The 22,516-nt window shown below is 72.9% G+C and carries 24 protein-coding genes; 14 read left to right on the top strand and 10 right to left on the bottom strand.

Features of this window, described 5'->3' with window-relative positions; genetic code table 11:
- Nucleotides 1-34: 34 nt before the first annotated feature.
- Nucleotides 35-421, bottom strand: coding sequence for a nuclear transport factor 2 family protein (locus AB0P03_RS02765; protein ID WP_363579604.1), 387 nt, complete (start codon nucleotides 419-421; stop codon nucleotides 35-37).
- 322 nt (nucleotides 422-743) lie between these two features.
- Between AB0P03_RS02765 and AB0P03_RS02760 the strand changes: the two genes are divergently transcribed.
- From AB0P03_RS02760 to AB0P03_RS02750, 3 genes are all read left to right on the top strand, one after another.
- Nucleotides 744-1,247: a DUF3592 domain-containing protein gene (locus AB0P03_RS02760; protein ID WP_363627613.1), complete on the top strand. Its 504-nt coding sequence runs from the start codon at nucleotides 744-746 to the stop codon at nucleotides 1,245-1,247.
- A gap of 104 nt (nucleotides 1,248-1,351) precedes the next feature.
- Nucleotides 1,352-1,783, top strand: coding sequence for an Rrf2 family transcriptional regulator (locus AB0P03_RS02755; RefSeq protein ID WP_363627612.1), 432 nt, complete (start codon nucleotides 1,352-1,354; stop codon nucleotides 1,781-1,783).
- A gap of 84 nt (nucleotides 1,784-1,867) precedes the next feature.
- Complete coding sequence (locus AB0P03_RS02750; protein WP_363579601.1) at nucleotides 1,868-2,605, top strand: SDR family oxidoreductase; 738 nt, start codon at nucleotides 1,868-1,870, stop codon at nucleotides 2,603-2,605.
- A gap of 93 nt (nucleotides 2,606-2,698) precedes the next feature.
- Here the strand turns inward: AB0P03_RS02750 and AB0P03_RS02745 are convergent, their stop codons facing one another.
- From AB0P03_RS02745 to AB0P03_RS02735, 3 genes are all read right to left on the bottom strand, one after another.
- Complete coding sequence (locus AB0P03_RS02745; protein ID WP_363579674.1) at nucleotides 2,699-3,772, bottom strand: serine hydrolase domain-containing protein; 1,074 nt, start codon at nucleotides 3,770-3,772, stop codon at nucleotides 2,699-2,701.
- A gap of 435 nt (nucleotides 3,773-4,207) precedes the next feature.
- Complete coding sequence (locus AB0P03_RS02740; RefSeq protein WP_363579600.1) at nucleotides 4,208-5,152, bottom strand: hypothetical protein; 945 nt, start codon at nucleotides 5,150-5,152, stop codon at nucleotides 4,208-4,210.
- Nucleotides 5,149-5,682, bottom strand: a complete 534-nt coding sequence (locus AB0P03_RS02735; RefSeq protein ID WP_363579599.1) for a SigE family RNA polymerase sigma factor — start codon at nucleotides 5,680-5,682, stop codon at nucleotides 5,149-5,151. The genes AB0P03_RS02740 and AB0P03_RS02735 overlap by 4 nt, the downstream gene beginning before the upstream one ends.
- Before the next feature lie 105 nt (nucleotides 5,683-5,787).
- On the opposite strand from AB0P03_RS02735, the gene AB0P03_RS02730 reads away from it, so the two are divergent.
- On the top strand, nucleotides 5,788-6,549 hold the full coding sequence (locus AB0P03_RS02730) for an alpha/beta fold hydrolase (protein ID WP_363579598.1): 762 nt from the start codon (nucleotides 5,788-5,790) through the stop codon (nucleotides 6,547-6,549).
- A 20-nt stretch (nucleotides 6,550-6,569) separates the two neighbouring features.
- Here AB0P03_RS02730 and AB0P03_RS02725 read toward each other — a convergent pair whose 3' ends face one another.
- Both AB0P03_RS02725 and AB0P03_RS02720 read right to left on the bottom strand, forming a co-directional pair.
- Complete coding sequence (locus tag AB0P03_RS02725) at nucleotides 6,570-7,226, bottom strand: MarR family transcriptional regulator (RefSeq protein WP_363627611.1); 657 nt, start codon at nucleotides 7,224-7,226, stop codon at nucleotides 6,570-6,572.
- Nucleotides 7,223-8,971 carry an MFS transporter gene (locus AB0P03_RS02720; protein ID WP_363579596.1) on the bottom strand — a complete coding sequence of 583 codons (1,749 nt, stop codon included), beginning with the start codon at nucleotides 8,969-8,971 and terminating at the stop codon, nucleotides 7,223-7,225. The genes AB0P03_RS02725 and AB0P03_RS02720 overlap by 4 nt, the downstream gene beginning before the upstream one ends.
- A gap of 699 nt (nucleotides 8,972-9,670) precedes the next feature.
- Between AB0P03_RS02720 and AB0P03_RS02715 the strand changes: the two genes are divergently transcribed.
- The 10 genes from AB0P03_RS02715 to AB0P03_RS02670 all read left to right on the top strand — a co-directional run bounded on the left by AB0P03_RS02715 (nucleotide 9,671) and on the right by AB0P03_RS02670 (nucleotide 18,428).
- The gene (locus AB0P03_RS02715; RefSeq protein ID WP_363579595.1) at nucleotides 9,671-10,642 is read left to right on the top strand and encodes an urea transporter; all 972 of its coding nucleotides are present in this window, start codon (nucleotides 9,671-9,673) and stop codon (nucleotides 10,640-10,642) included.
- 90 nt (nucleotides 10,643-10,732) lie between these two features.
- Nucleotides 10,733-11,038 (top strand): urease subunit gamma, encoded by a 306-nt coding sequence (locus AB0P03_RS02710; RefSeq protein ID WP_063349823.1) that lies wholly within the window; start codon nucleotides 10,733-10,735, stop codon nucleotides 11,036-11,038.
- A 3-nt stretch (nucleotides 11,039-11,041) separates the two neighbouring features.
- Nucleotides 11,042-11,908, top strand: coding sequence for a cobalamin biosynthesis protein CbiX (locus tag AB0P03_RS02705; protein ID WP_363627610.1), 867 nt, complete (start codon nucleotides 11,042-11,044; stop codon nucleotides 11,906-11,908).
- 24 nt (nucleotides 11,909-11,932) lie between these two features.
- The gene (locus AB0P03_RS02700; RefSeq protein ID WP_350887002.1) at nucleotides 11,933-12,331 is read left to right on the top strand and encodes an urease subunit beta; all 399 of its coding nucleotides are present in this window, start codon (nucleotides 11,933-11,935) and stop codon (nucleotides 12,329-12,331) included.
- On the top strand, nucleotides 12,331-14,055 hold the full coding sequence (gene ureC, locus AB0P03_RS02695; RefSeq protein ID WP_363627609.1) for an urease subunit alpha: 1,725 nt from the start codon (nucleotides 12,331-12,333) through the stop codon (nucleotides 14,053-14,055). Before AB0P03_RS02700 ends, ureC begins: the two co-directional genes overlap by 1 nt.
- 86 nt (nucleotides 14,056-14,141) lie before the next feature.
- On the top strand, nucleotides 14,142-14,822 hold the full coding sequence (locus AB0P03_RS02690; protein WP_363627642.1) for an urease accessory UreF family protein: 681 nt from the start codon (nucleotides 14,142-14,144) through the stop codon (nucleotides 14,820-14,822).
- Nucleotides 14,823-14,919: 97 nt separating this feature from the next.
- The gene (gene ureG / locus AB0P03_RS02685) at nucleotides 14,920-15,540 is read left to right on the top strand and encodes an urease accessory protein UreG (protein WP_063349828.1); all 621 of its coding nucleotides are present in this window, start codon (nucleotides 14,920-14,922) and stop codon (nucleotides 15,538-15,540) included.
- A complete protein-coding gene (locus AB0P03_RS02680; protein WP_363616436.1) occupies nucleotides 15,537-16,511 on the top strand; it encodes an urease accessory protein UreD in 975 nt (324 codons plus the stop codon). Before ureG ends, AB0P03_RS02680 begins: the two co-directional genes overlap by 4 nt.
- A 312-nt stretch (nucleotides 16,512-16,823) precedes the next feature.
- On the top strand, nucleotides 16,824-17,360 hold the full coding sequence (locus AB0P03_RS02675; RefSeq protein ID WP_363579592.1) for a hypothetical protein: 537 nt from the start codon (nucleotides 16,824-16,826) through the stop codon (nucleotides 17,358-17,360).
- Between the two features lie 162 nt (nucleotides 17,361-17,522).
- Nucleotides 17,523-18,428 carry a class I SAM-dependent methyltransferase gene (locus AB0P03_RS02670; protein ID WP_363627608.1) on the top strand — a complete coding sequence of 302 codons (906 nt, stop codon included), beginning with the start codon at nucleotides 17,523-17,525 and terminating at the stop codon, nucleotides 18,426-18,428.
- A 24-nt stretch (nucleotides 18,429-18,452) separates the two neighbouring features.
- Here AB0P03_RS02670 and AB0P03_RS02665 read toward each other — a convergent pair whose 3' ends face one another.
- From AB0P03_RS02665 to AB0P03_RS02650, 4 genes are all read right to left on the bottom strand, one after another.
- Nucleotides 18,453-19,610: an NAD(P)-dependent alcohol dehydrogenase gene (locus AB0P03_RS02665; RefSeq protein ID WP_363627607.1), complete on the bottom strand. Its 1,158-nt coding sequence runs from the start codon at nucleotides 19,608-19,610 to the stop codon at nucleotides 18,453-18,455.
- Nucleotides 19,611-19,631: 21 nt separating this feature from the next.
- On the bottom strand, nucleotides 19,632-21,047 hold the full coding sequence (locus AB0P03_RS02660) for an aldehyde dehydrogenase family protein (RefSeq protein ID WP_363627606.1): 1,416 nt from the start codon (nucleotides 21,045-21,047) through the stop codon (nucleotides 19,632-19,634).
- Nucleotides 21,044-21,799, bottom strand: a complete 756-nt coding sequence (locus AB0P03_RS02655) for a (5-formylfuran-3-yl)methyl phosphate synthase (RefSeq protein WP_363579672.1) — start codon at nucleotides 21,797-21,799, stop codon at nucleotides 21,044-21,046. The genes AB0P03_RS02660 and AB0P03_RS02655 overlap by 4 nt, the downstream gene beginning before the upstream one ends.
- 248 nt (nucleotides 21,800-22,047) lie before the next feature.
- Nucleotides 22,048-22,512 (bottom strand): protein-tyrosine phosphatase family protein, encoded by a 465-nt coding sequence (locus AB0P03_RS02650; protein ID WP_363579588.1) that lies wholly within the window; start codon nucleotides 22,510-22,512, stop codon nucleotides 22,048-22,050.
- Nucleotides 22,513-22,516: the final 4 nt, after the last annotated feature.

The following is a 22,516-nucleotide window of genomic DNA, read 5'->3' as shown; positions in this document are numbered from 1 at the left end:
GGGAAGCCGACGGGAGGCCCCGGGCCCGGACGGCTCAGGCGAAGATGAGGCGGAAGATCTGGTTGTGGACGAAGAAGCCGCCGGGCTGGCCGGGGATCGGCTGCAGGTTGAACGTCTCGGCGAACTGCAGGGGCTTGTCGAAGGCGTTGTCGATGAGGAGGTTGCCCGTGACGGTGACCAGTACGCCGTTGCCCGGGGCGGGCTGTGCGTCGGTGGTGTTCACCTTGTGCTTGACGGTGGCCAGTTGGGGCGTCGTCAGCTTCGCGAGGATGTTCTGCTGTCCCTGGACCTGGGCGTTCTCCCAGGTGAGCATCGACTCGGGTCGGTAGAGGCTGTTGAGGTTCGGGCGACCCGAGATGCCGGAGTCGAAGGTGTTGTAGTAGTGCGGCACGAACGAGTTGGCAACGGCGTTGAAGTCCATGCGCGGAACGTACCAGTCCGCTCACAGCGGGTGTGCGCTGTTTGACGGAACTGCCACCGGGGTGACCGGATCCCCTTATCCTGGACGGCTCCTGACGAGCCCGGTGCCCGTGCCCGCCTTGACCCTCCCGTCGTGGGAGAGCCGACAGTGGAGCGCAAGCACGTCGATGAGGTCGATGAAGCGGTGCTGTTGAGCCTCGGAGAGGTCGCGCGGCTGCGAGCGCCCTGCTGCCGGCGGCCAGTGTTCCGGCGCACCGCCGGTGTCGGTGGGTGCGGGTAGCGTGAGCGCACGTGGGCAGTTGGGCCGACACCCGGGGGGACCGATGGAGAACGCGCCGGACCACGGCCGGACCGTGCGGAACGGTTCGCTCGCCATGATCGGCCTGGGGGTCCTGCTGTTCGTCCTCAGCCTGGTCTACCTGATACCGCACGACATGGGGGTGACGTCGGCTCTCCGCAGTCGCGGCGTCCACATGCCGGCGGTCGTCACCGAGTGCACTGAGGTGAGCGCGCCGCAGGACAACCCGGCGGGCAACGCCAACTGCCGGGTGCGGTTCACGACCTCCGAGGGGGCGTCCGTCGAGACCCGACTCGCCTACGTGACCGACACCGTCAAGGCCCGCGACACCGTGGCGGTGGTGTACGACCCCCGGCACACGGACGTCGCCGCCCTTGCTTCAAGCATCGGTTTCTGGAACTCACTGGGCCGGAACGCGCTCGATGTGGTCGCACTGGTGGCGTCCGTCGTCATGACCCTGCTGGGCCTCGCGGTCCATCTCGCGTACCGCCGGCTCACCCGGGCACGCAGGCGGCCCACCGCTCTTTAGGCGGTGAGGAGTGGGAAGTCGGCCCCGCCGATGTGGCCGTGCCGCGCTTGCCGCCAGTCGATGTAACTATTACAGTTACGACATGGAGAGGGGTGATGGGCGGCATGAGCGCGAACAGTAGGTTGACCGTCGCCGCACACGCCCTGACCTGGATCGGGCTGTACCAGCGCCGTGGCCACGAGGTCGCCACCTCCGAGCAGATCGCGACGAGCGTCAACACCAACCCCGTGGTGATCCGCCGCCTGCTGGCCCAGCTGCGCACGGCGGGCCTGGTCGACTCGCGAAGGGGTGCCGGGGCCGGCTGGACGCTGTCGCGGGACCTGTCGGCGATCACCCTGCTCGACGTCTACGAGGCGGTGGAGCCAGGGCCGATCTTCGCCCTGCACCCCGCCACGCCCGACCCCGAGTGCGTCGTGGGCCACGGCATCGCTCCGGTGATGGCCGCCGTCTACGACGGGATCGAGGCCACCCTCCGCCGGGAGCTGTCGGGAACCACGCTGGAGGATGTGCTGCGCGATGTGCTGAAGGCCGCCTAGCCTCGGCCGTGGCAGTGCTTCCTGCGCCGGTTTTTGCGCCCAAAAATGTAACAAGAATAGTTACGTCAAGATTCGGAGAATCTCATGGGACAGCTGGACAACAAGACCGCCCTCGTCACCGGCGCCTCCACCGGCATCGGCCTGGCCATCGCCCGCCGCTTCGCCGCCGAGGGGGCGACCGTCTACCTCACCGGCCGCCGTGAAGCCGAGCTGGCGGCCGCCGTCGAGCAGGTCGGCAGCCGGGGCATCGGCGTCCGGGGCGACGTGTCGAAGCTCGACGACCTCGACCGGCTCTTCGCCGAGATCACCGAACGCAGCGGCCGGCTCGACATCGTCGTGGCCAACGCGGGCCTCGGGGACTTCGGCCCGCTCGGCGAGATCACCGAGGAGGAGTACGACCACACCACCTCCGTGAACCTCAAGGGCACGGTGTTCACCGTGCAGAAGGCGCTTCCGCTGCTGTCGGCCGGCGCCTCGGTGATCCTGCTCTCGTCCAGTGCGGCCCTGCGCGGCGTCCCGGGTCTGGGCGTCTACGCCGCGACCAAGGCCGCGATCCGCAGCCTCGCCCGCACCTGGGCCACCGAACTCGCCGGTCGCGGCATCCGGGTCAACGCCCTCACCCCGGGCCCGGTCACGACCCCCGGCGCCGACGAGCTGCGGGCCGCGTCCCCCCAGGTCGATCAGGCCGTCGCCACGACCCCGCTCGGCCGCGTCGGCCGACCCGAGGAGGTCGCCGCCACCGCCCTCTACCTGGCCGGGGACCAGAGCTCCTTCACCACCGGCGCGGAACTGCTCGTCGACGGCGGCCTCACGCAGCTCTAGGGCTGTTCCGTCTCGGCACGGAACCTGAGCGGGGTGGAAAGGCGGAGTGGGAAGTCGGCCCAGCCGACTTCCCACTCCCTCACCGGACTTCGGTCAGCGGCACAGGGCCGTGTCCACGACGTTCTCGACGTGCTCCGAGCCGGCGGCGTCCGGCGGGACGGTGGTCACCGCGATGTTGACGGCGCGGCCGTCGTCCGTCGCCCCGCCCCGGGTCTCGTAGCCGGGGATGTCGCCGCCGTGGCCCCAGTAGACGCCGCCGCAGGACAGCGGTCGGCTGATGAGCCCCAGGCCGTAGGCGGCGCCGCTGTCGCCGATGGGGACGGTGGTGCGCATCTGGGCGAGCTGGGCCGGTTGCAGGAGGCGGCCGCCGAGGAGGGCGGTGAAGAACTGGTTGACGTCGGAGTTGGTGGAGATCATCTGGCCCGCCGCCCCGCCCGCGGAGGGGTCCAGCTCGGTGAAGTCGATCAGGTGCCCGTCGGTCGCGTCCTTGAGGTAGCCCTGGGGGTGGGCCTCGCGGATGGTCCGGTCGCCCTGGGCGGGGTAGTAGGTGTGCCGCAGGCCGAGGGGCTTGATGATGCGCTGGTCGATCTGTTCGGCGATGGGGCGGCCGGTGACCTTCTGGACGACCAGGCCGGCGAGCACGTAGTTGGTGCTGCTGTACTTGAAGCTCGCCCCCGGGGCGAAGTCGGCCTTGTGCTGGAAGGCGATGTCCAGCAGGTCGCGCGGCTCGAAGTACCGGTGCTGGATGGAGGGTTCGTCGATGTAGCCCTCGTAGTCCGGGAGCCCGCTGGTGTGCTGGAGGAGCTGGCGGACCGTGATGTGGCGCCCGTCGATGCCGTCGCCGCGGACCAGGCCGGGGAGGTAGGACTCGACGGGCTCGTCGAGCCCGATCTTCCCCTCGCCGACCAGCTGCAGCACGACCACCGCGGTGAACGTCTTGGTGTTGCTGCCGATCCGCACCTGGCCGTCGACCGGCACCTTCGCGCGGGTGGTGACGTCGCCGACCCCCGCGGTGTAGGTGCGGGTGCGGCCGTCACGGCCCTGGACGCCGGCCAGCGCGGCGGGCAGGCCGTCGTCACGGACCAGCGCGTTCAGCCCCTGCTGGACGGCGTCCGGGCGGGGGGCGGCGGCTGCCGTGGACGGTGCCAGGGCGGTGCCCGCGGTCATGAGGCCGACGGCCACCGCGGCCGCCGCCGCCACGACGACCCCGCGCCGACCGGCCTGCGGGCGCCGGGAGGAGAGCCGGGACGAACGCCGGGAAGAAGGCCGGGAGGAAAGCGGCTGCCACATCTGCTCACGCACGAGTCAACTCCGGTGCAATCAAGGGGAGGCCGGGAGGTCCTCCCCGGGTGTGATCGCCAGTCTGCTCGGGCGGCTCGTCGATGACCTCCCCCGACCGGGGGAGCACTTTCTCCCACGTTTCCGCGATGCGCACCGACCGCGCCGACCGTCCCGCACGCCGACCGCCCGCACGCCGACGCGGGGCCGGCCCGACGGGGGTGCGGGCCGGCCCCGCGGGCCTGGTCGGGCGGTCGTGATCGGCCCGGTCGTGATCGGCCCGGTCGTGATCGGCCGGTCGTGTTCAGCCGGTCGCGCCGACCGCTACTCGGTCAGCATCTTCTCGCCGGCGTCCGGCAGCTTGGCGCCGTTCTTGTCGAAGAACTGCCACGACGTCACCTTCTTGCCCGGCTGCTCGGGGACCACCAGCCGCTGGTACGGGGAGTCCCCGACGGCCTTCAGCCACGGTTCCATGACCGAGCCGTCCGACCAGGTCACCAGGACCTTGCCGACGTCCGGGCCGAGGGCCATCACGGCGAGCTTGATCGGGAGCGGACCGGGCGTGCCGGCCTTGTCCCGGGCGCCCATCAGGCCGCCGCTGAACGTGTCGGCCATCCGCGGGTCGACGTGGCCCGGCGCCGGGTAGCTGCCCGCGTTGTCGTACGGCTGGCGCACGTCGTCCAGGGTGACGTAGTCGTTCACGACGTCCTCGGTGGGCTGCCAGTACTGCTGGATGAACGCCTCCGTCGGCTTGTCGAGTGAGGAGTCGACGGCGTGGCGCTCCTCCCAGACGGCCACCGCCTGCTCGTACGCCCGCTCCTTCGGGGCGACCGGCCAGAGTGCCGTCCAGAGCTTCCACGTCTTGCCGTCGGGGGTGCTGCCCTGGGCCAGCGTCACCCGGACCGGGGTGAACGGATCCCGCTCGGCCGTCGCCGTGCCGGACGGCTGGGCGGCCGGACCGCCCCCGGTGCCGCCGCCGGGACCGCCGTTGGCCGGGACGAGCGACTGGGTGCCGCTGCTCGCGGGGGAACTGTGCAGACCCGCCATCGTCCCGCCGCCCAGCACCACCACGGAGGCCAGCGCGAGCGCGCCGACCACCGACCGGCGACGGCGCCGGATCCGGCGGCCGCCCGCCATGATGTCCGCCATCGGCGCCGGGCCGACCTTGGCCCCGGCCGCCACCTCCGCCAGGCCGAGCCCGACCCACACGTCGCCGTCGTCGCCCGCCGCGCCCATGCCGACCGTCCCGCCGTTGCCACCCGCGCTCATACCGCACCTCCGATGCTCGTCATGCCCTTGATTTCCTTCAGCGCTGCGGCCCCCCGCAGTCTCGCGATCCCCTTGGCCGCGTGGCTGCGCACGGCTCCGGCCGAGCAGCCCATCGCCTCGGCGGCCTGACTGTCGCTCAGGTCCTCCCAGTACCGCAGCACCACGGCCTCGCGCTGGCGGGCCGGCAGGGCGGCCAGCGCCGTCATCAGCGCGCCGCGCTGGTCGGAGCGGGCGTAGCAGTCCTCCGCTCCGGCCTCGTCCGGCACCGCGTACACCAGCAGCTCCGGCGCGCGGCGGCGCCAGCGGCGGGCGTGTTCGTTCACCAGGATCCGCCGCACGTAGCTGTGCGGATCGCCGGCCCGTCGCACCTTCGCCCAGGCCGCGCAGGCCTTCTCCGCCGCGGACTGCACCAGGTCCTCGGCCGCGTACTGCTCCCCGGCCAACAGGTACGCCGTCCGCAGCAGCCGTGGCCAGGCCCCGACGATGAACGCCTGGAACTCCTCGTCCCGGTCGGTCTTCGTGCCTCCCATGAGCACCTCCTCACCCACCTAGAGCCCGGAAGCGGCCCAAAGCGCTTACTCCCGCCGATCACCAAACCGGTTGGCGCCCCCCGGGGGCGTCGATACGATCCGCGGATGATCCTCTCCCATGACGTATCTCATGACCTGCCGGGCAACCGCCCCACCGTGGTGCTGCTGCACTCGTCCGTGTGCGACCGGAGGATGTGGGACCCGCAGTGGCAGGGGCTGGTCGACGCGGGCTACCGGGTGATCCGGGGCGACTTCCGGGCCTTCGGCGACACGCCGCCGGCCGACGCCCCGTACAGCGACGCGCAGGACGTGCTGGCGCTCCTCGACCACCTGGGCGTCGAGAGCACCGCGCTGATCGGCGCCTCGTACGGGGGGAAGGTCGCCATGGACGTGGCGGCGCTGCGCCCCGGGGCCGTCACCGCGCTGGCCCTGCTCTGCTCCGGGGCGTCCGGGCACGTCGCCGGTGACGCCCTGATGGCCTTCGCCGCGCGGGAGCGGGAACTCCTCGCGACCGGGGACGTGGAGGGCGCCGTCGAGCTCAACGTCGAGAGCTGGCTGGGCCCGGAGGCGGGCGACGAGGCCCGCGAACTCGTCCGCCGGATGCAGCGGCGCGCCTTCGAGGTGCAGGCGGACGCCGAGGTCGGCCCCACCGACGACGAAGCGGACCTCTCCCGGATCACGGCGCCCTGCCTGGTCGTGACCGGCGGCCACGACCTGGACGACTTCCGGCAGATCGCCGACTCCTTGGCGACCCGGATCCCCGGTGCCCGCCGGCTCGAACTGCCCTGGGCCGGCCACTTCCCCGGTCTGGAGCGGCCCGAGGAGACCTTCGAGCTGCTCACCGGATTCCTCCGCGAGACGGCGTAGGCGCCCCGAGCAGCGCTGCCTCAGCCGGCGGAGCCGCGCCGGCCGGGGCGGGGCGGGTCTGGGCAGGCCGGGTCGGGGGAGGACGGATCGGGACAGGCTTGGCTGGGGCAGGCTGCGTCGGGATCGTCCAGCAGCAGCTCCAACAGCGGTACGGCCGCCTCCAGTCGGCGGCACTGCTGCGGGGTGAGCCGCGTGCTGCGGCGGGCCAGCAGAGCGGAGCGCTCCCGGCGGATCCGGGTGATCGCCGCCAGGCCGGCCGGGGTGAGTTCGAGCAACTGGGAGCGGCCGTCCAGCGGGTCGGGGGTCTTGGCGATCAGGCCGTCGGCGGTCAGCGGGGCGATCGTACGGAGCACGGACGGCACGGCCACCCCCTCCCGCGCGGCGAGTTCGCCGAGCCGCAGCGGGCCGTGCACCTCCACCCGGGCCAGGGCGGAGAGTTGGGCGACGGTGAGGTCCTGGCCGCCGGAGGCGCGGGCCATCTGCCGGTTGAGCCGGCCGATCGCCAGCCGCAGCCGGACGAGGGCCTCGGCGGAGAGACCGGCCCCGGCTCCGCTGTGGCTCCCGGTCCCGGTGTCGGCCCCGGCATCGGCATCGGGGTCGGTCACGGTGTCGGCGTCAGTCACGGCGTCAGTCACGGCGTCGGTGTCGGCGTCGGTCGCGGCATCGCGCCCGGTCATGGCCTGCGGGCCTTTCCGTGCGGTGCGGGCCGGTTCGCGCCGGGCCGTCCGGCGGCCTCGCCCGCGCCCGGCCGGGGGCGGCGGGGGCGGCGCGGCCCGGTCCGCTCGCGCACCAGCGAGGCCGCCGCGGCGACCAGCGACATGGCGATCGCCAGCCAGAACACCACGACCAGGCCGTCGTGGAAGGGGCCCGAGATCAGTTGCGGGAAGAACTCCCGGCCGGTCAGCGTCCGGGCGTTGGCCGCCGGGAGCATGCCGAGCACGTGCGGGCCCAGCAGCTGCTGGATCGGGTTGTAGCCGAGGAACGCGGCGAAGAGCGTGCCGACCGGTGGCAGCGAGGCGATGGTGTGCGCGTCGGCGGCGGGCACGCCCTGCGAGGTCAGCCCGGCGGTGAGGGTGTGCGGCAGCGAGCCGGCCAGGCCGGCCACCATCAGGGAGAAGAAGACGCCGATCGAGAGCACCATGCCGGCGTTCTGGAAGGTGGCCCGCATGCCGGAGGCGGCGCCGCGGGCCTCGGCCGGCACGCTCGACATGATCAGCGAGGTGTTGGGGGCCGCGAACAGGCCGCCGCCCAGGCCGTTGAGGAACACCAGGACGGCGAACCACGGGTAGCCGAAGTCGGTGGGCAGGAGCAGCAGTCCGGCGAAGGACAGGGCCATCACCACCAGCCCGCCGGAGGCGAACAGCCGGGCCCCGGCCCGGTCGGAGAGGTAGCCCGAGACCGGCCCGGCGGCCAGGAAGCCGACGGTCAGCGGGACGAGGTAGATGCCCGCCCACAGCGGGGTGTCGGCGTAGTCGTAGCCGTGCAGCGGCAGCCAGATGCCCTGGAGCCAGATGATCAGCATGAACTGGAGGCCGCCGCGGGCGATCGAGCCCAGCAGGGTGGCCGCGTTGCCGCCGGCGAAGACCGGGTCGCGGAACAGCGCCAGCGGGAACATCGGCTCGGCGACCCTGGACTCGACCAGGCAGAAGGCGATCAGCAGCGCCACACCGCCGAACAGCCCGCCCAGCACCCAGGGGCTGGTCCAGCCCATGGTGTGGCCGCCGTAGGGCTGGATGCCGTAGGTGATCGCGGCGAGCAGGGCGGTCAGGCCGACGGCGAAGGTGATGTTGCCCCACCAGTCGATCCGGGCGGGCCGCCGTACGCCGGTCTCGCGCAGCGACCGGTAGGCCCAGACCGTGCCGAGGATGCCGATCGGCACGTTGACCCAGAAGATCGACCGCCAGTTCCACTCGGCCAGCAGCCCGCCCAGCACCAGGCCGATGAAGGAGCCGGCGATGCCCGCGACGATGTTCACCCCCAGCGCCATGCCGCGCCGGTGGGCGGGGAACGCGTCGGTGATGATCGCGGCCGAGTTGGCCATCAGCATCGAGCCGCCGATCGCCTGCACCACCCGCCAGCCGATCAGCCACAGCGCGCCCGGCCCGCCGTGCAGCGGGTCGAGGGAGAGGGCCACCGAGGTGAGGGTGAAGATCAGGAAGCCGGCGTTGTAGATCCGCACCCGGCCGTGGATGTCGCCCAGCCTGCCGAGGGTGACCACCAGGACGGCGGTGACCAGCATGTAGCCCATCAGCATCCACAACAGGTAGCTGACGTTGCCGGGTTGGAGCGGGTCCAGGCCGATGCCGTTGAAGATCGCGGGGAGGGAGATCAGGACGATCGAGGCGTTGATGGTGGCGATCAGGGTGCCGAGAGTGGTGTTGGAGAGTGCGACCCACTTGTAGCGCGGATGGTCCGCCGCCACGGCCCCGCGGACCGTGCGGACGCGCCTGCCTCTGCCGTTGTTCGGGATCTTCGTCGCCACCGCTGCCCCCAGGTGAGTGGCAGGCCGGGGGGCCGCCAGTCGGAGAGTACTTCGATAGCTTTCGCTAACTAACGATAGTCCGACCATCCTGCTGCCGATAGCCCGCAGGCATCCCGGGGCCGCCACCGGCCACCGACCGTCGGCCACCGACCGTCGGTGGCCGGTGGCCGGCGGCCCGCTCCCGCGCGGCCGGGGCCCGGAGGCCGGCTCGTACGCACAGGCTCACGTCCGGCGGCCCCTGCTTTCCGACGCGGCGCATACACATTTCCGCCACATTCCCGCAGTGCTGCGCCGCCTTTTCGTGGCGCCGGATGTCCGAATTGCCTGACCGGGGCGGCTTCGTGTCGAATTCCTTGACATGACCACCTTCTCATTTTCGTCTGCCGCAAGTAAAACTTCGCAAAGAATGGCTCTCCGCAGGGGGGTCGCTGACCTGCGCAATCAACATATTGTTGCAGCTCAGAGGCCTGATGATCACCCTTCGCCATACGGGTGTAACCGGTCGTGTCCGCGCCGACCGGCATTCCGCAGGAGTACGGTTCCGGAGGAATCGCCGGGCGTGCTCGCGAGTAAAGTCGAGCAGCCTTGCGGGACTATTCGCCATGCCGTGGAAAGACGTACCGGGAATTGGTGCGAAGTATGGGTCAGAAAAAGGGTGAGCCGGGGGCCTCGGAGGCCGCCCGCCCGATATCCCTCAAGTTAGCCGTCGAAGTCCTGCGCGGCGTCGCGCAGGTGGACTTCATGCCGTCCGCCGTCTGCGGCCTGTTCTTCGTGGCCGCACTCTTCGCGGCCGGCTGGCGCTACGGCGTCTACGGCCTGCTCGGCAGCGCCGTCGGCACTGCCGTCGCGTACGGCCTGCGGTTGGCGCGCGACGCCGTCGAGGCCGGGCTGCACGGTTACAACGGCTGCCTCGTGGCGCTGGGGTGCGCGGTGTTCCTCGGCCCCGACCACCCCGCCACCGTCGCGGCGGCCGTCCTCGGCGCCGTCGTCGCCGTGGTGGTCACCGCGGGCCTCGGCGCGGTGCTCGACACCTGGAAACTGCCCGCGCTCACCGCGCCGTTCTGCCTGGTCGCCACCGCGACGACGGCCGCGGCGCCCGGCTTCCGCCACCTGTGGCACGGCACCGGCGCCCCGACCGCCCTGGCCGGGCCGGCCGCCGGCCCGACCGGGCTGACCTGGGACCAGCTGTGGCACGGGTTCTTCGCCAACATCGGCCAGATCTTCTTCATGCCCCAGTGGTACGTCGGCCTGCTGTTCCTGGCAGGCATCTTCGCGGCCAGCCGCCCGGCCGGCCTGCTGGCCTGCGCGGGCAGTGCGACCGGGCTGCTCACCGCCTGGACGCTCGGCGCGCCCGCCGACGCCGTCGGCCAGGGGCTGCTCGGGTACAGCGGGGTGCTCGTCGCGATGGCGCTGTGCGGCGTGTTCGTCGCCCCCGGCGGGTGGAGCGCGGCCTACGCCGTCCTCGGCGCGGCCGCCGCCACCGTCCTGACCCCGGCGCTGGCCGCCGCCACCGTGCCGTTCGGCGGCCACGCCTTCACCTGGCCGTTCGTCCTGACCACCATGCTGTTCCTGGCGGCGGTGCCGGCCATTCCCCGGCTGCGCAGGGTCTGACCGGGTTTCGGTAGTCCGAATTCCCGCTCGTGACAGGCGTGTTCATTCGGAGTTCCTGCGGAGTTCCCTCGGAAAGGAAGAGTGATTCCCGTGAATCTCGCCCCGCGTGAGATGGACAAGCTGTACATCTACGTTGTGGCCGATCTGGCCCGCAAACGCCGCGACCGCGGTGTGAAACTGAACTACAGCGAGGCCTGCGCGCTGATCAGCGAGGCGATCATGGAGGGCGCCCGGGACGGGCGCACCGTCGCCGAGTGCATGGAGATCGGCAAGCAGGTCGTCAGCGGCGAGGACGTCATGCCCGGCGTCCGCGAGATGCTGCCACTGCTCCAGGTCGAGGCCGCGTTCCTGGACGGCACCAAGCTGGTCTCCTGCCACGACCCGGTGGGTGCCTGAGCCATGACCGTACGTCAGGCGGAAGCGGCGACCGGTCCGACGCCGGCGCCGACCTCGGCCCCGCCGCCCGCCGCCACGGTGGTGCTGGCCGGCGGGCACGAGAGCGACGGCGGCCGGGACCTGGCCGCCCTGGTGGAGCGCGAGCCCGCCGTCCACGCCGCGGCCGCCGCCGGCCGGGCGCTCGGCGAGGCCGTCCGCTCGGCGCTGGCCGCCACCGACGGCCCGGTGTGCGTCGTCCCGATGACGCTGGGCCGCGACCCGAAGCTGGTGGCCGACACCGCCCGGGCGCTGCGCTGGCTGGCAGCAGGGGAGGGGCGCGGACGACTCGCCCTGACCGGGGCGTTCGGCGGCAAGGACCACCTCGTCGGCTGGCTGCGGGCCGCGGCCTCCGCCGCCCCCGGGCCCGACGGCGCCGTGCTGGTCACCGCCCCGGCGGCCGGCCCGTTCGAGGACGCGGACCTGTTCCGGATCGCCCGGCTGGTCCGCCAGTACGGCCACCACCGCTGGGTCGAGGTGGCCTTCGCGGGCGGCGACCCCGACCTCGCCGAGGGCGTCGAACGCTGCCGGCTGCTCGGCGCCCGCGAAGTGACGGCCGTACCGGCCTCGTTCGGACCGGCGCTGCGCACCGAACTGCCCGGGGTGCGGGACGGCGGGCCGCTGCTGCGGCCGTCCGCGATCGCCGGCGTCGTCGCGGCCCGCACCGCGGCGGCCCTGCACCTGCTCGGCCACGGCGAGGACGGCATCCTGGCCGGCCTCGACGCCGAGCACGGGCACGGCTACGCCCACAGCCACGGCCCCGGCGGGGACCACTCGCACGGCCACGGCCACGGTGCCACCGATGGACACACCCACGGCCACACACATCACTGAACCGACAGAGAGGAAGGGCCCGCCATGTCTGGTGGCGCCACGTACCTGTACGGCGACGACCCGGTGGAGATCAACGCCGGTCGCGCCCAGGTCACCATCACGGTCAGCAACACCGGCGACCGGGCGATCCAGGTCGGCTCGCACTACCACTTCTTCGAGGTCAACCGCGCCCTCGACTTCGACCGCAACGCCGCCTACGGCAAGCACCTGGACATCCCGGCCGGCACCGCCGTCCGCTTCGAGCCGGGCGACACCAAGGACGTCACGCTCGCCGAGTTCGGCGGCCACGGCCGCCTGATCGGCTTCAGCAACCTCGTCGACGGCGGCATCAGGTCGGCCGACACCCGCGCCCGGGCGATCGACCGGGCGATCGCCCTCGGGTTCAAGGGCACCAACCTCGACCACAAGGAAGGCGACCGCTGATGGCCACGCTGTCCCGCAAGCAGTACACCGATCTCTTCGGGCCCACGGTCGGTGACCGCTTCCACCTCGCCGACACCAACCTCGTCGTCGAGATCGAGAAGGACTTCAACCAGGGCCACTACGGCGACGAGGCCGTCTACGGCGGCGGCAAGGGCATCCGCGACGGCATGGCCCAGGACCCGGCCGCCACCTCCGCCCAGGGCGCGCTGGACCTGGTGATCACCAACGTCGTCGTGATGGACGCCGTCCTCGGCGTGGTCAAGGGCGACATCGGCGTCAAGGACGGCTTCATCACCGCCGTCGGCAAGGCCGGCAACCCGCACACCCAGAGCGGCGTGCACCCCCAGCTGGTCATCGGCCCCGGCACCGAGGTGATCTCCGGCGAGCACCTGATCGCCACCGCCGGCGGCATCGACACCCACATCCACTTCATCGCCCCGCAGCAGGTTCAGGAGGCGCTGAGCAACGGCATCACCACCCTCATCGGCGGCGGCACCGGCCCCTCCGACGGCACCAACGGCACCACCTGCACCCCCGGCCCGTGGAACATCCACCGGATGTACCAGGCGGTCGAGGACCTCCCGGTCAACGTCGGACTCCTCGGCAAGGGCAACGGCTCGCTGCCCGGCGCCCTGCGCGAGCAGGTCGAGGCCGGCGTCTGCGGCCTCAAGGTGCACGAGGACTGGGGCAGCACCCCCGCCGCCATCGACAGCGCGCTCGGCGTCGCCGACGAGTACGACGTCCAGGTGGCCATCCACACGGACACCCTCAACGAGGGCGGCTTCTTCGAGGACACCCTCTCCGCCATCGACGGCCGCACCATCCACACCTTCCACACCGAGGGCGCGGGCGGCGGCCACGCCCCCGACATCATGCGGATCGCCGGCGAGCCCAACGTCCTGCCGTCCTCCACCAACCCCACGCTGCCCTACACCGTCAACTCGGTCGACGAGCTGCTGGACATGGTGATGGTCTGCCACCACCTCAGCCACGACATCCCCGAGGACGTCTCCTTCGCCGACTCCCGGGTCCGCGCCGAGACGATCGCCGCCGAGACCGTCCTGCACGACGAGGGCGTCATCTCGATCTTCTCCTCGGACTCGCAGGCGATGGGTCGGATCGGGGAGTCCTTCACCCGCGCCTTCCAGACCGCCCACCACTGCAAGGACCAGCGCGGCAAGCTCGACGGCGACAGCGAGCGCAACGACAACTTCCGCGTCCTGCGCTACCTCGCCAAGCTCACCATCAACCCGGCCATCGCCTCCGGCACCGCCGACCACATCGGCTCGCTGGAGAGCGGCAAGCTCGCCGACATCGTGCTCTGGCCGATCAACTCCTTCGGCGCCAAGCCCAAGATGGTCATCAAGGGCGGCGTCATCAACTGGGCGCTGATGGGCGACCCGAACGCCTCGCTGCCCACCCCGCAGCCGGTCTACTACCGCCCGATGTACGGCGCGCTCGGCCGGGCCAAGCAGGCCACCCGGGTCTCCTTCATGTCGCAGGCCGCCATCGACCTCGGCGTCCCGGCCCGACTCGGGCTGGACAGCCGGGTCCTGCCCGTGCGGCGCTGCCGCTCGGTCGGCAAGCAGCACATGGTCCGCAACGACGCGCTGCCGAAGATCGCCGTCGACCCGGAGACCTACAAGGTCACCCTGGACGGCGAGCCGGCCACCATCGAGCCCGCCCGCGAACTCCCGCTCAACCACCTGTTCTACCTCGCGTGAGCGGCTCTCCAGGGCTCGGTACTTCGGGGCCCGGTACTTCGGGGCCCGGTTCTTCGGGGCCTGGCTCTCCCGGGCTCGGGGGAGGCCTGGACACCCTGCTGGTCAGCCTCCAGCTGACCGACTCCGCCTTCCCCAGCGGCTTCTACACCCTCTCGCACGGCCTGGAGGGCTACGCGCAGGCCAAGGCCGTCACCCCGGACACCATGCCCGACCTGCTCACCGACCTGCTGCGCCACTCGGTCGGCCCCGGCGACGCCACCGCGCTCGCCCTCGCCCACGGCGCCGCCCGGGCCGGCGACTGGGGCCTGCTGGTCGACGTGGACCAGCGGCTGCACGCCACCAAACTCAACCGCGAGCTGCGCCTGGCATCCACCCGGACCGGGCGCCAACTCCTCGACATCGCCCGGGAGTCGATCGGCGGCGAACCGCTGGACCGGTACGCCGAACTGGTCGCCGCTAAGCAGGCCCCCGGCTCCCAGCCGGTGGCCGCCGGAGTCGCCTACGCCTCTGCCGCCGTGCCCGTCGACCAGGCCGTCGCCAGCGACCTGTTCGCCTTCTGCACCAGCTTCGTCGGCGCCGCCCTGCGGTTGCGGCTGACCGACCACCGCAAGGCGCAGGTGGTGCTGCGGGCCGCGGCGCCGGTGATCGAGGAGACCGTACGGGCCGCCCTCGCCCGGGAGTTGGAAGACCTGGGCGGGTGCGTGCCGGTCGCGGACGCGATGTCCGGGCGGCACGAACGGGCCGAGGCCCGGCTGTTCGCCAGCTGAACCGCGTCCGGGAGGTGCGGGCGGGCGCCGGAGTGTCGCAGCTCCCGTTCCTCCCGGACGCAGAACCAACGTCACACCGCATCAGAAGGAGACAGCAATGACCGAGAACGTGCTCCGCGTGGGCATCGGCGGGCCGGTCGGCTCCGGCAAGACGGCGCTCATCGAGGCCCTCGTCCCGGTGCTGATCGCCAACGGCCACCGCCCGGCGGTCATCACCAACGACATCTACACCCAGGAGGACGCGCAGCACGTGCGTCGCACCCTGGCCGGCGTCCTCGACCCCGAGCGGGTCGTCGGCGTCGAGACCGGCGCCTGCCCGCACACCGCCGTCCGGGACGACCCGACGATGAACCTCGCGGCCGGCGCCGAGATGCTGGAGCGCTTCCCCGACGTCGACACCCTGCTGTTCGAGTCCGGTGGCGACAACCTCACGCTGACCTTCAGCCCCGTCCTGGTCGACCTCTTCCTCTTCGTCCTGGACACCGCCGAGGGCGAGAAGATGCCCCGCAAGCGCGGCCCGGGCATCACCGAGTCCGACCTGCTGGTCATCAACAAGATCGACATCGCCCAGTACGTCCGTGCGGACCTCGGCATCATGGAGTCCGACGCCCACCGCGTCCGCGAGGGCGGGCCGGTCGTGCTCACCAACTGCCTCACCGGGCACGGGCTGGACGAGATCGCCACCTTCCTGGAGACCTTCCGCAAGGTCCCGGCATGACCGTCACGGTGGCCGCGGGGGAAGCGGCTGCGGGGGAGGCCGCCGTGCCCCGGCTCGATCCGCGGCACTACGAGCCGGCCCGCGTCCCGTACGCCGTCCGCCGGTACGCCGGGACGCCCGACACCCTGGGTGTCGGGCGCCCCGGCAAGGTCGGCCTGCTGGAGCTGGCCTTCGAACGGATCGGCGAACGCACCGAACTCACCGGCCACTACCAGAAGTCGCCGCTGCAGATCATGCGCCCGCTCTACTTCGACCCGGCCCGCCCGGACCTCGCCGTCACCTTCCTGATGTCCACCGGCGGCGGCATCCTCCAGGCCGACCGGCTCCGCACCGACCTGCGCTGCGGCGCCGACACCGCGACCCACCTCACCACCCAGGCGGCCACCAAGGTCTACCGGATGGAGTTCGACTACGCGACGCAGCTGGTCAACCTGGACGCCGGCCCCCGCGCCTACGTCGAGTACCTGCCCGAGCCCGTCATCCCCTTCGTCGATTCCCGGCTCTACCAGCGCACCGTCCTCACCGTCGACCCCACCGCCACCGTGCTGGCCGGCGAGACCGTCCTCGCCGGCCGCCTCGCCCGGGGCGAGCGCAACGCCTACCAGGTGTTCGCCTCCGACCTCGAAGTGCGGCGCCCCGACGGCCAGTTGATCGCCCTCGACACCGTCCGGCTGGAGCCCCCGGAGGCCGGCGTGACCGGCCCGGCGGTCCTGGCCGGCCACGACGTCATGGCCAGCCTCTACGTCGTCACGCCGCTCGCCCCCGCCGCGCAGGTCGCCGACACCCTGCACGAGGCCCTGGCCGGCAGCGGCCTGCTCCACGGCGTCAGCGTCCTCCCGCACGACAGCGGCGCCTGGCTCCGCCTGCTCGGCTCCGACACCCGCGCCTGCGCCGCCGCCCAGCGCACCGCCTGGGACGCCGTCCGCCGGCTCCTCATCGGCGCCCCGGCTCCGGCCCTGCGCAAGACCTGACCCCGCTCCGCACCTCCCCGTACCTCCCCGCACCTCCCCGAAGCGCCCCGGCGCCTCGGGGAGGGGGCGCGAGGGGGCGAGGGGGCGAGGGGGCGAGGGCGGCCCCGGATGCAGCCGGACCGGCCTGGTCGCAGCATGGAACCGGAGGCTCTCATGCACCGACCCACGTTCGGACCTTCCCCACCCGACCCCGCATCCGGCGGCCCGGCATCCGGCGCGGCAGTCGATCCCGCCCCCGTCCCCGCCCCCGGTCCGGGGCCGGGACGCCAGAGCCGGGGCGGTCTGCGATCCGGCTCGGTCTTCCTCTCGTTCGTGCCGTGGATCGTGTTCGACGTCATCGCCGGGCCGAGCACCTGGAAACTGGCGGCCCTGACGGCGCTGGTCGCCGCGCTCGTCCTCGCCGTACCGGACGCGCGCCACCATGCGCTCAAGGTGCTCAGCATCGTCGGCGTGGCCTTCTTCGCCGTGCTCTGCGTGCTGGGCCTGGCGCTCGACCGGCACAGCCTGATCTGGCTGGAGACCTACGCGCAGGTGCTGTCCAGCGGCGTGCTCGCGGTGGTGGCCCTGGGGTCGCTGGCGTTCACACCGTTCACCGAGCAGTACGCCCGGGAGTCCACGCCGCCGGAGGTCTGGGGTACGCCGCGGTTCCAGCGCACCAACCGGTTGCTGACCGCGCTCTGGGGCGCGGTCTTCCTGATCACCGCGCTCCTGGGGCTGGCGGCCCTGCACGTCGGCTCGGCGAAGGACTGGCTGACCTGGGTTATCCCGGTGATCCTGCTGGTGCTGGCGTTCCGGATCACCCGTTGGTACCCCGAGCACGTGCGCGAACAGGCCCGGCGCGGTCGGTGAGCAGCACACCCGGGGGGCGTCCGGGCGCCGCGGCGGCGGGATTCACCCGGTCGGGTGGATCCGGTGGGACCGCTCCCGGACGGGCGAGGGCCGGCTGGATAGTGAGGAGGCAGTCGCATTCCTCGCTGTTCGCGTTCTCAACTCGCTTCAAGGGGAGGACACATGGTCGGTACGGCGCACCGGAGCACCGGTGTGGAGGGGGTGGAGGGCGGTGTCGGTCTGACGGCTCTCCTGGTCGCCGCGGCGCGCGCGATCGAGACCCACCGGCACGACACCCTGGCGCAGGACGTCTACGCGGAGCACTTCGTGCTCGCCGCGCCGGCGTCCGCGGGCTGGCCGGTCCGGATGCACCAGGTGCCGGACGGGGACGCGAACCCGCTGTGGGGGCGGTTCGCGCGCTACTTCGGCCTGCGGACGAGGGTCCTCGACGACTTCCTGCTCCGGTCGGTGCACGCGGGCGCCCGCCAAGTGGTCCTGCTCGGCGCCGGGTTGGACACGCGGGCGTTCCGGCTCGACTGGCCTCCCGGCTGCACGGTCTTCGAGGTCGACCGGGAGGGCGTACTGGCCTTCAAGCACGGGGTGCTCGGAGGGCTGTCGGCCTCCCCGAAGGCGGCGCGCGTACCGGTCGTCGCCGACCTGTGCGCCGACTGGGCCGGAGCGCTGACCGAGGCCGGCTTCGACGCGGCCGTACCGAGCGTCTGGCTGGCGGAGGGGTTGCTCTTCTACCTGCCCAACGGTGTCGAGGCGCAACTCATCGACACGGTCGACCGGTTGAGTGCGGGCGGCAGTGCCATGGCGTACGAGGTCAAGCTGGAGAAGAGCCTGTTGGAGTACCGCGAGAGCCCGCTCTACACCTCGACGAAACACCAGATCGGCATCGACCTGCTCGATCTGTTCGACGGAGAGCCGCGGCCCGACTCCGCGGGCGCCCTGGCCGGCAAGGGCTGGATCACCTCGGTCCACACCCCCTTCGACTTCACCCACCAGCACGGTCGCGGTCCCCTGCCCGAGCCGAACGACGCGCTGGAGGGCAACCGCTGGGTGTTCGCGCACAAGCCCCGGGTGTAGGTGCAGGAGGGCGGAGCGCCTCGCTCAGCGGGCGCTCCGCTCCGGGACCAGGACGGGTTTGACCACCCGGCCCGCGTCGCAGTCGCGTTCGGCCTCGTTGATGGCGGCGAGCGGGTACCGGCGGATCAGCTGGTCGAAGGGGAACCGCCCGGCCTGCCACAGCCGGGTCAGCCGGGGGATCAGCAGCGCCGGCACCGCGTCCCCCTCGCAGATGTGCGAGATCCGCCGGCCCCGGTCCAGTGTCCCCGGATCGAGCGACAGCGCGGTGCGGAGCCGGGCCACCAGCCCGAGGTGGCCGGTCGGGCGCAGGGCCCGGAGCGCCTCGTTGATCAGCGGGCCGGAGGCCGTGGTGTCCAGCGCGTACTGGGCGCCACCGTCGGTCAGCCGCTGGATCCGCTCGGCCAGGCCGGGCCGGGGGACAAGGCCGGGCCGGGAGGCCAGGTCGGGCCCGGAGGCGTGGTCGGCCGGTCCGGCGCGCAGCGGGATCGCGCCGAACCGCTCGGCGAGGTTCAGCCGTTCGGTGTAGCGGTCGACGGCCACGGCCACCGCCCCGGCGGCCGTGGCCGCCATCACCGCGGCGAGGCCAACCGCCCCCGCGCCGAGGACCAGGACGGTGTCGCCGGGGCCGGCGCCGAAGGAGTTGAACACCGCCCCGGCACCGGTCAGGAAGCCGCAGCCGAGGGGCCCGAGCAGGTCGACGGGCAGCGAGCGGTCGACCCGGACGGCGTTGCGCGCCGGAACCATCGCGTACTCGCCGAACGAGGACTGGCCGAACCACCGGGGGGCCAGCTCGCCCCCGGCCGCGTCGGTGAACCGCGCCGCCTCCTCCTCGCGCCCGCCGAAGAGGTTGAGCGCGGCGAAGGAGTCGCAGTAGGCGGGGGCCGCACCTAGGCAGTTCCGGCAGTGTCCGCACGAGTCGAAGCTCAGCACGACGTGGTCGCCGACGCTCAGCCCGGTGCCCGGGCCGCCGGTCTCCACCACGACCCCGGCCCCCTCGTGCCCGAGCACCGCAGGCAACGGCGAGCGGCCCGCCGAACGCCGGACCGCGAGATCGGTGCGGCACATCCCGCAACCCGCGATCCGCACCAGCACCTCGCCGTCGGCCGGCCCCCCGTTCAGGACCACCTCCTCGACGACGAACCCGCCCTCGTACGAGCGCAGTACCGCCGCGTCGAACCTCATCGTCACGCCTCCTCCGGATCGTCAAGCCTCCTCAGGCCGGTGCACGACGAACGGCCTGAGGTTCCCGTAGAGCCCCCACGGCCCGCCCGCGACGCCGACACCGCTGTCCTTGATGCCCGCGAAGGGCTGGGCGAGGGACAGCTCGGCGTGGTGGTTGATCCACGCCGTCCCGCACTCCAGCCGGTCGGCCACCGCCTCGGCCCGGTCGAGGTCCGTCCCCCACACCGAGCCGCCCAGCCCGAATCCGGTGTCGTTGGCCGCCTCGACGGCCTCGTCGACGCTCCGGTACGGCAGCACCGGCAGGACCGGGCCGAACTGCTCCTCCGTCACCACCGGACTGTCGGAGGGGACGTCGGCCAGCACCGTCGGGGCGAAGAAGTAGCCCGGCCGGTCCAGCCGGTGGCCACCGGCCGCGGCCCGGGCGCCGTCCGCCAGGGCCCGGGCCGTGTAGCGCTCGACCCTGGCCAGCTGGGGGGCGTTGTTGACCGGCCCCAGCTGGGTGCCCGGGTCGAGTCCGGCGCCGACGACGACGCTCTTCGCCCGTTCCGCGAGGGCCTCGACCACGTGGGAGTGGAGCCGGGCCGGGGCGTAGACGCGCTTGACCGCCATGCAGACCTGCCCGCAGTTGCGGAACGCCGCCCAGAACAGCCGGTCCGCGATCCGGTCCACGTCCACGTCGTCCAGCAGGACGGCGGCGTCGTTGCCGCCCAGCTCCAGGGTGACCCGGGCGAGCGAGACGGCCGCGCCCGCCGCGACGGCCCGTCCGGTGGGGACCGAGCCGGTGAAGGTCACGTGGCGGATCCCCGGGTGGGAGGCGAGCCGGGCGCCGAGGGGTTCGCGGCCGGTGACGATCGTCAGGACGCCCTCGGGGAGGGCGGTGGCGAGGACGGACCCCAGCAGCCGGGTGGCGAGGGGGGTGAACGGGGAGGGCTTGAGCACCATCGTGTTGCCCGCGGCGAGTGCGGGCGCGAACTTCGCCGCCGCGAGCTGGAGCGGGAAGTTCCACGGGACGATCGCGGCGACCGGCCCCAGCGGCCGCCAGCGGATCTCGCTGCGCACCGGACGGCCGTCCGCGATCGACTGGGGCCCGGGGGCCAGGTCGGCGAAGTAGCGCAGGCGGGCCGCCGTCCGGGCGACCTCGGCGGCCGACTCGGCCAGGGGTTTGCCCTGTTCCCGGGTGAGCAGCGGGGCGAGGTCGGCTCCGGCCGCCTCCACGGCGTCGGCTGCCGCGCGCAACGCGGCGGCGCGGGCGGCGGGGTCGGCCCGCCAGCTGCGCCAGGCCTCGTGGGCCCGGCCGACGACGGCGTCCAGCGCGTCCGGCTGCTGGTCGGGGGCCTCGGCGAAGGCCTTGCCCGTCGCCGGGTCGACGACGGCGAAGCGACCGCCGTCGGGCCCGGGCGGGCGGCCGGGCCGGCTCGCCGGCCTGCCGGGGGTCAACTCGCGGCGGTGACGACGGCCGCGTGGTCCCGGGCGTGCCGGTCCATCTCCGCCCGGAAGTCGGCCACCAGCTGCGGCCGGATCCTTCCGGCGGTGCGGTCGCCGCCCTCGCAGACGGCCCCGCGCACTCCCACGATGTCCGTGCCGATACGGGTCAGCGTGCCGAGGTCCGCCGCCTTGACGCTGCCCGCGAGCGCGGCGAGCAGATCGGCTTCGTGGGCCAGCCGGACGAACTCCGCGCAGACCTCGGGCGGAACGTGGTCGAACAGCCTGGTCCCGTCCTTGATCGCGGTGTCGAGCATGGCCGCGTCGGAGCCGGAGCGACGGGCGATGTCGGGCAACGCGAGCGGGTTGACGCAGCCGATCCGGTGGGCGTCGGCGTAGCCCGAGGCGACGACGAACGCGTCCGGCCGGTAGTCCTTCACGGCCCGGACGACCCCTCGCATGACGTCGACGGCCTGTTCGGGCGTCGTGCACCCGTAGAGGCCGACCTTGATGTACGTGGCGCCGGAGACGGCCGCACCGAGCGCGGCCTGGGCCACCGTGCCGGGCTTGTACGGGACGTCCCCCACGGTGGCGGACAACGGCTTGTCCGCCGGGACGGCGTCACGGATCTCCCTGATCACCCACGGGAAGTTCGCGCCGAGCGAGCCCTCGTCCGGCTTCTTGACGTCGACGATGTCGAGGTGCTCCGCCGCCTTCGCGCAGTCGAGGGCCTCCTCGACGCCGTCCGGGGAGATGAGCAGCAACAACGTGGGCTCCTTCCACCGCAGGTCCACCGGCCGGGGGCAGGTGTGCGGAGTCGTCTGGATCACGTGCGGTCCGCTCATCATTCCTTCGGCCCGTGGCCCCCGGTAGGGCGCGCGGAACCCGAACGGGTCACTGTCGTGGCGCGATCACCCCCCGACGCGCCGGACACGCCAGTTCGAACCCGTCGCACACGGGCGCGGTCGGGTCGCCGGGGTCGGGATTCCTGCTCCTGGCCGCCCGGGACGGCCGTTCAGGCCCACCGCTCCACGAAGCGGCGCTGCCAGGGCGTCTCCACCGCGTGCCGGTCGTAGTGCTCCCGGACGTACGCGACGGCCTCGGCGGCCGGGACGCCGTCCAGGATCGCGACGCAGGCGAGGGCGGTGCCGGTGCGGCCGTGGCCGCCGGCGCAGGCGAGTTCGACGCGTTCGGTCGCCGACCGCCGCCAGACCTCGCGGAAGGCGTCGGCCGCGTCCGCCCGGTCGGCGGGGAGCCGGAAGTCGGGCCAGTGCACCCAACGGCCCTCCCACGGGAACGGCTTGGGCGGGCGGCCCAGCAGGTAGAGCCCGAAGGAGGGGTGCGGGCCGGGCGGCAGCGGGCGGCTGAGGCCGCGCCCGCGCAGCAGCCGCCCGGAGGGCAGGCGCAGCACGCCGGGGGCGGCCGGGTCCCAGGGCGCGGTCGGCCCGGTCGGCCCGGTGGTCTCGGTGGTCTCGGTCATCTCG

The sequence above is a fragment of the Kitasatospora sp. NPDC088779 genome, assembly GCF_040685395.1.
In the GTDB taxonomy this organism is placed as follows: Bacteria; Actinomycetota; Actinomycetes; order Streptomycetales; family Streptomycetaceae; genus Kitasatospora.
The sequence above is the reverse complement of the archived record's forward strand: the minus strand, read 5'-3'. Positions and strand labels throughout refer to the sequence as shown.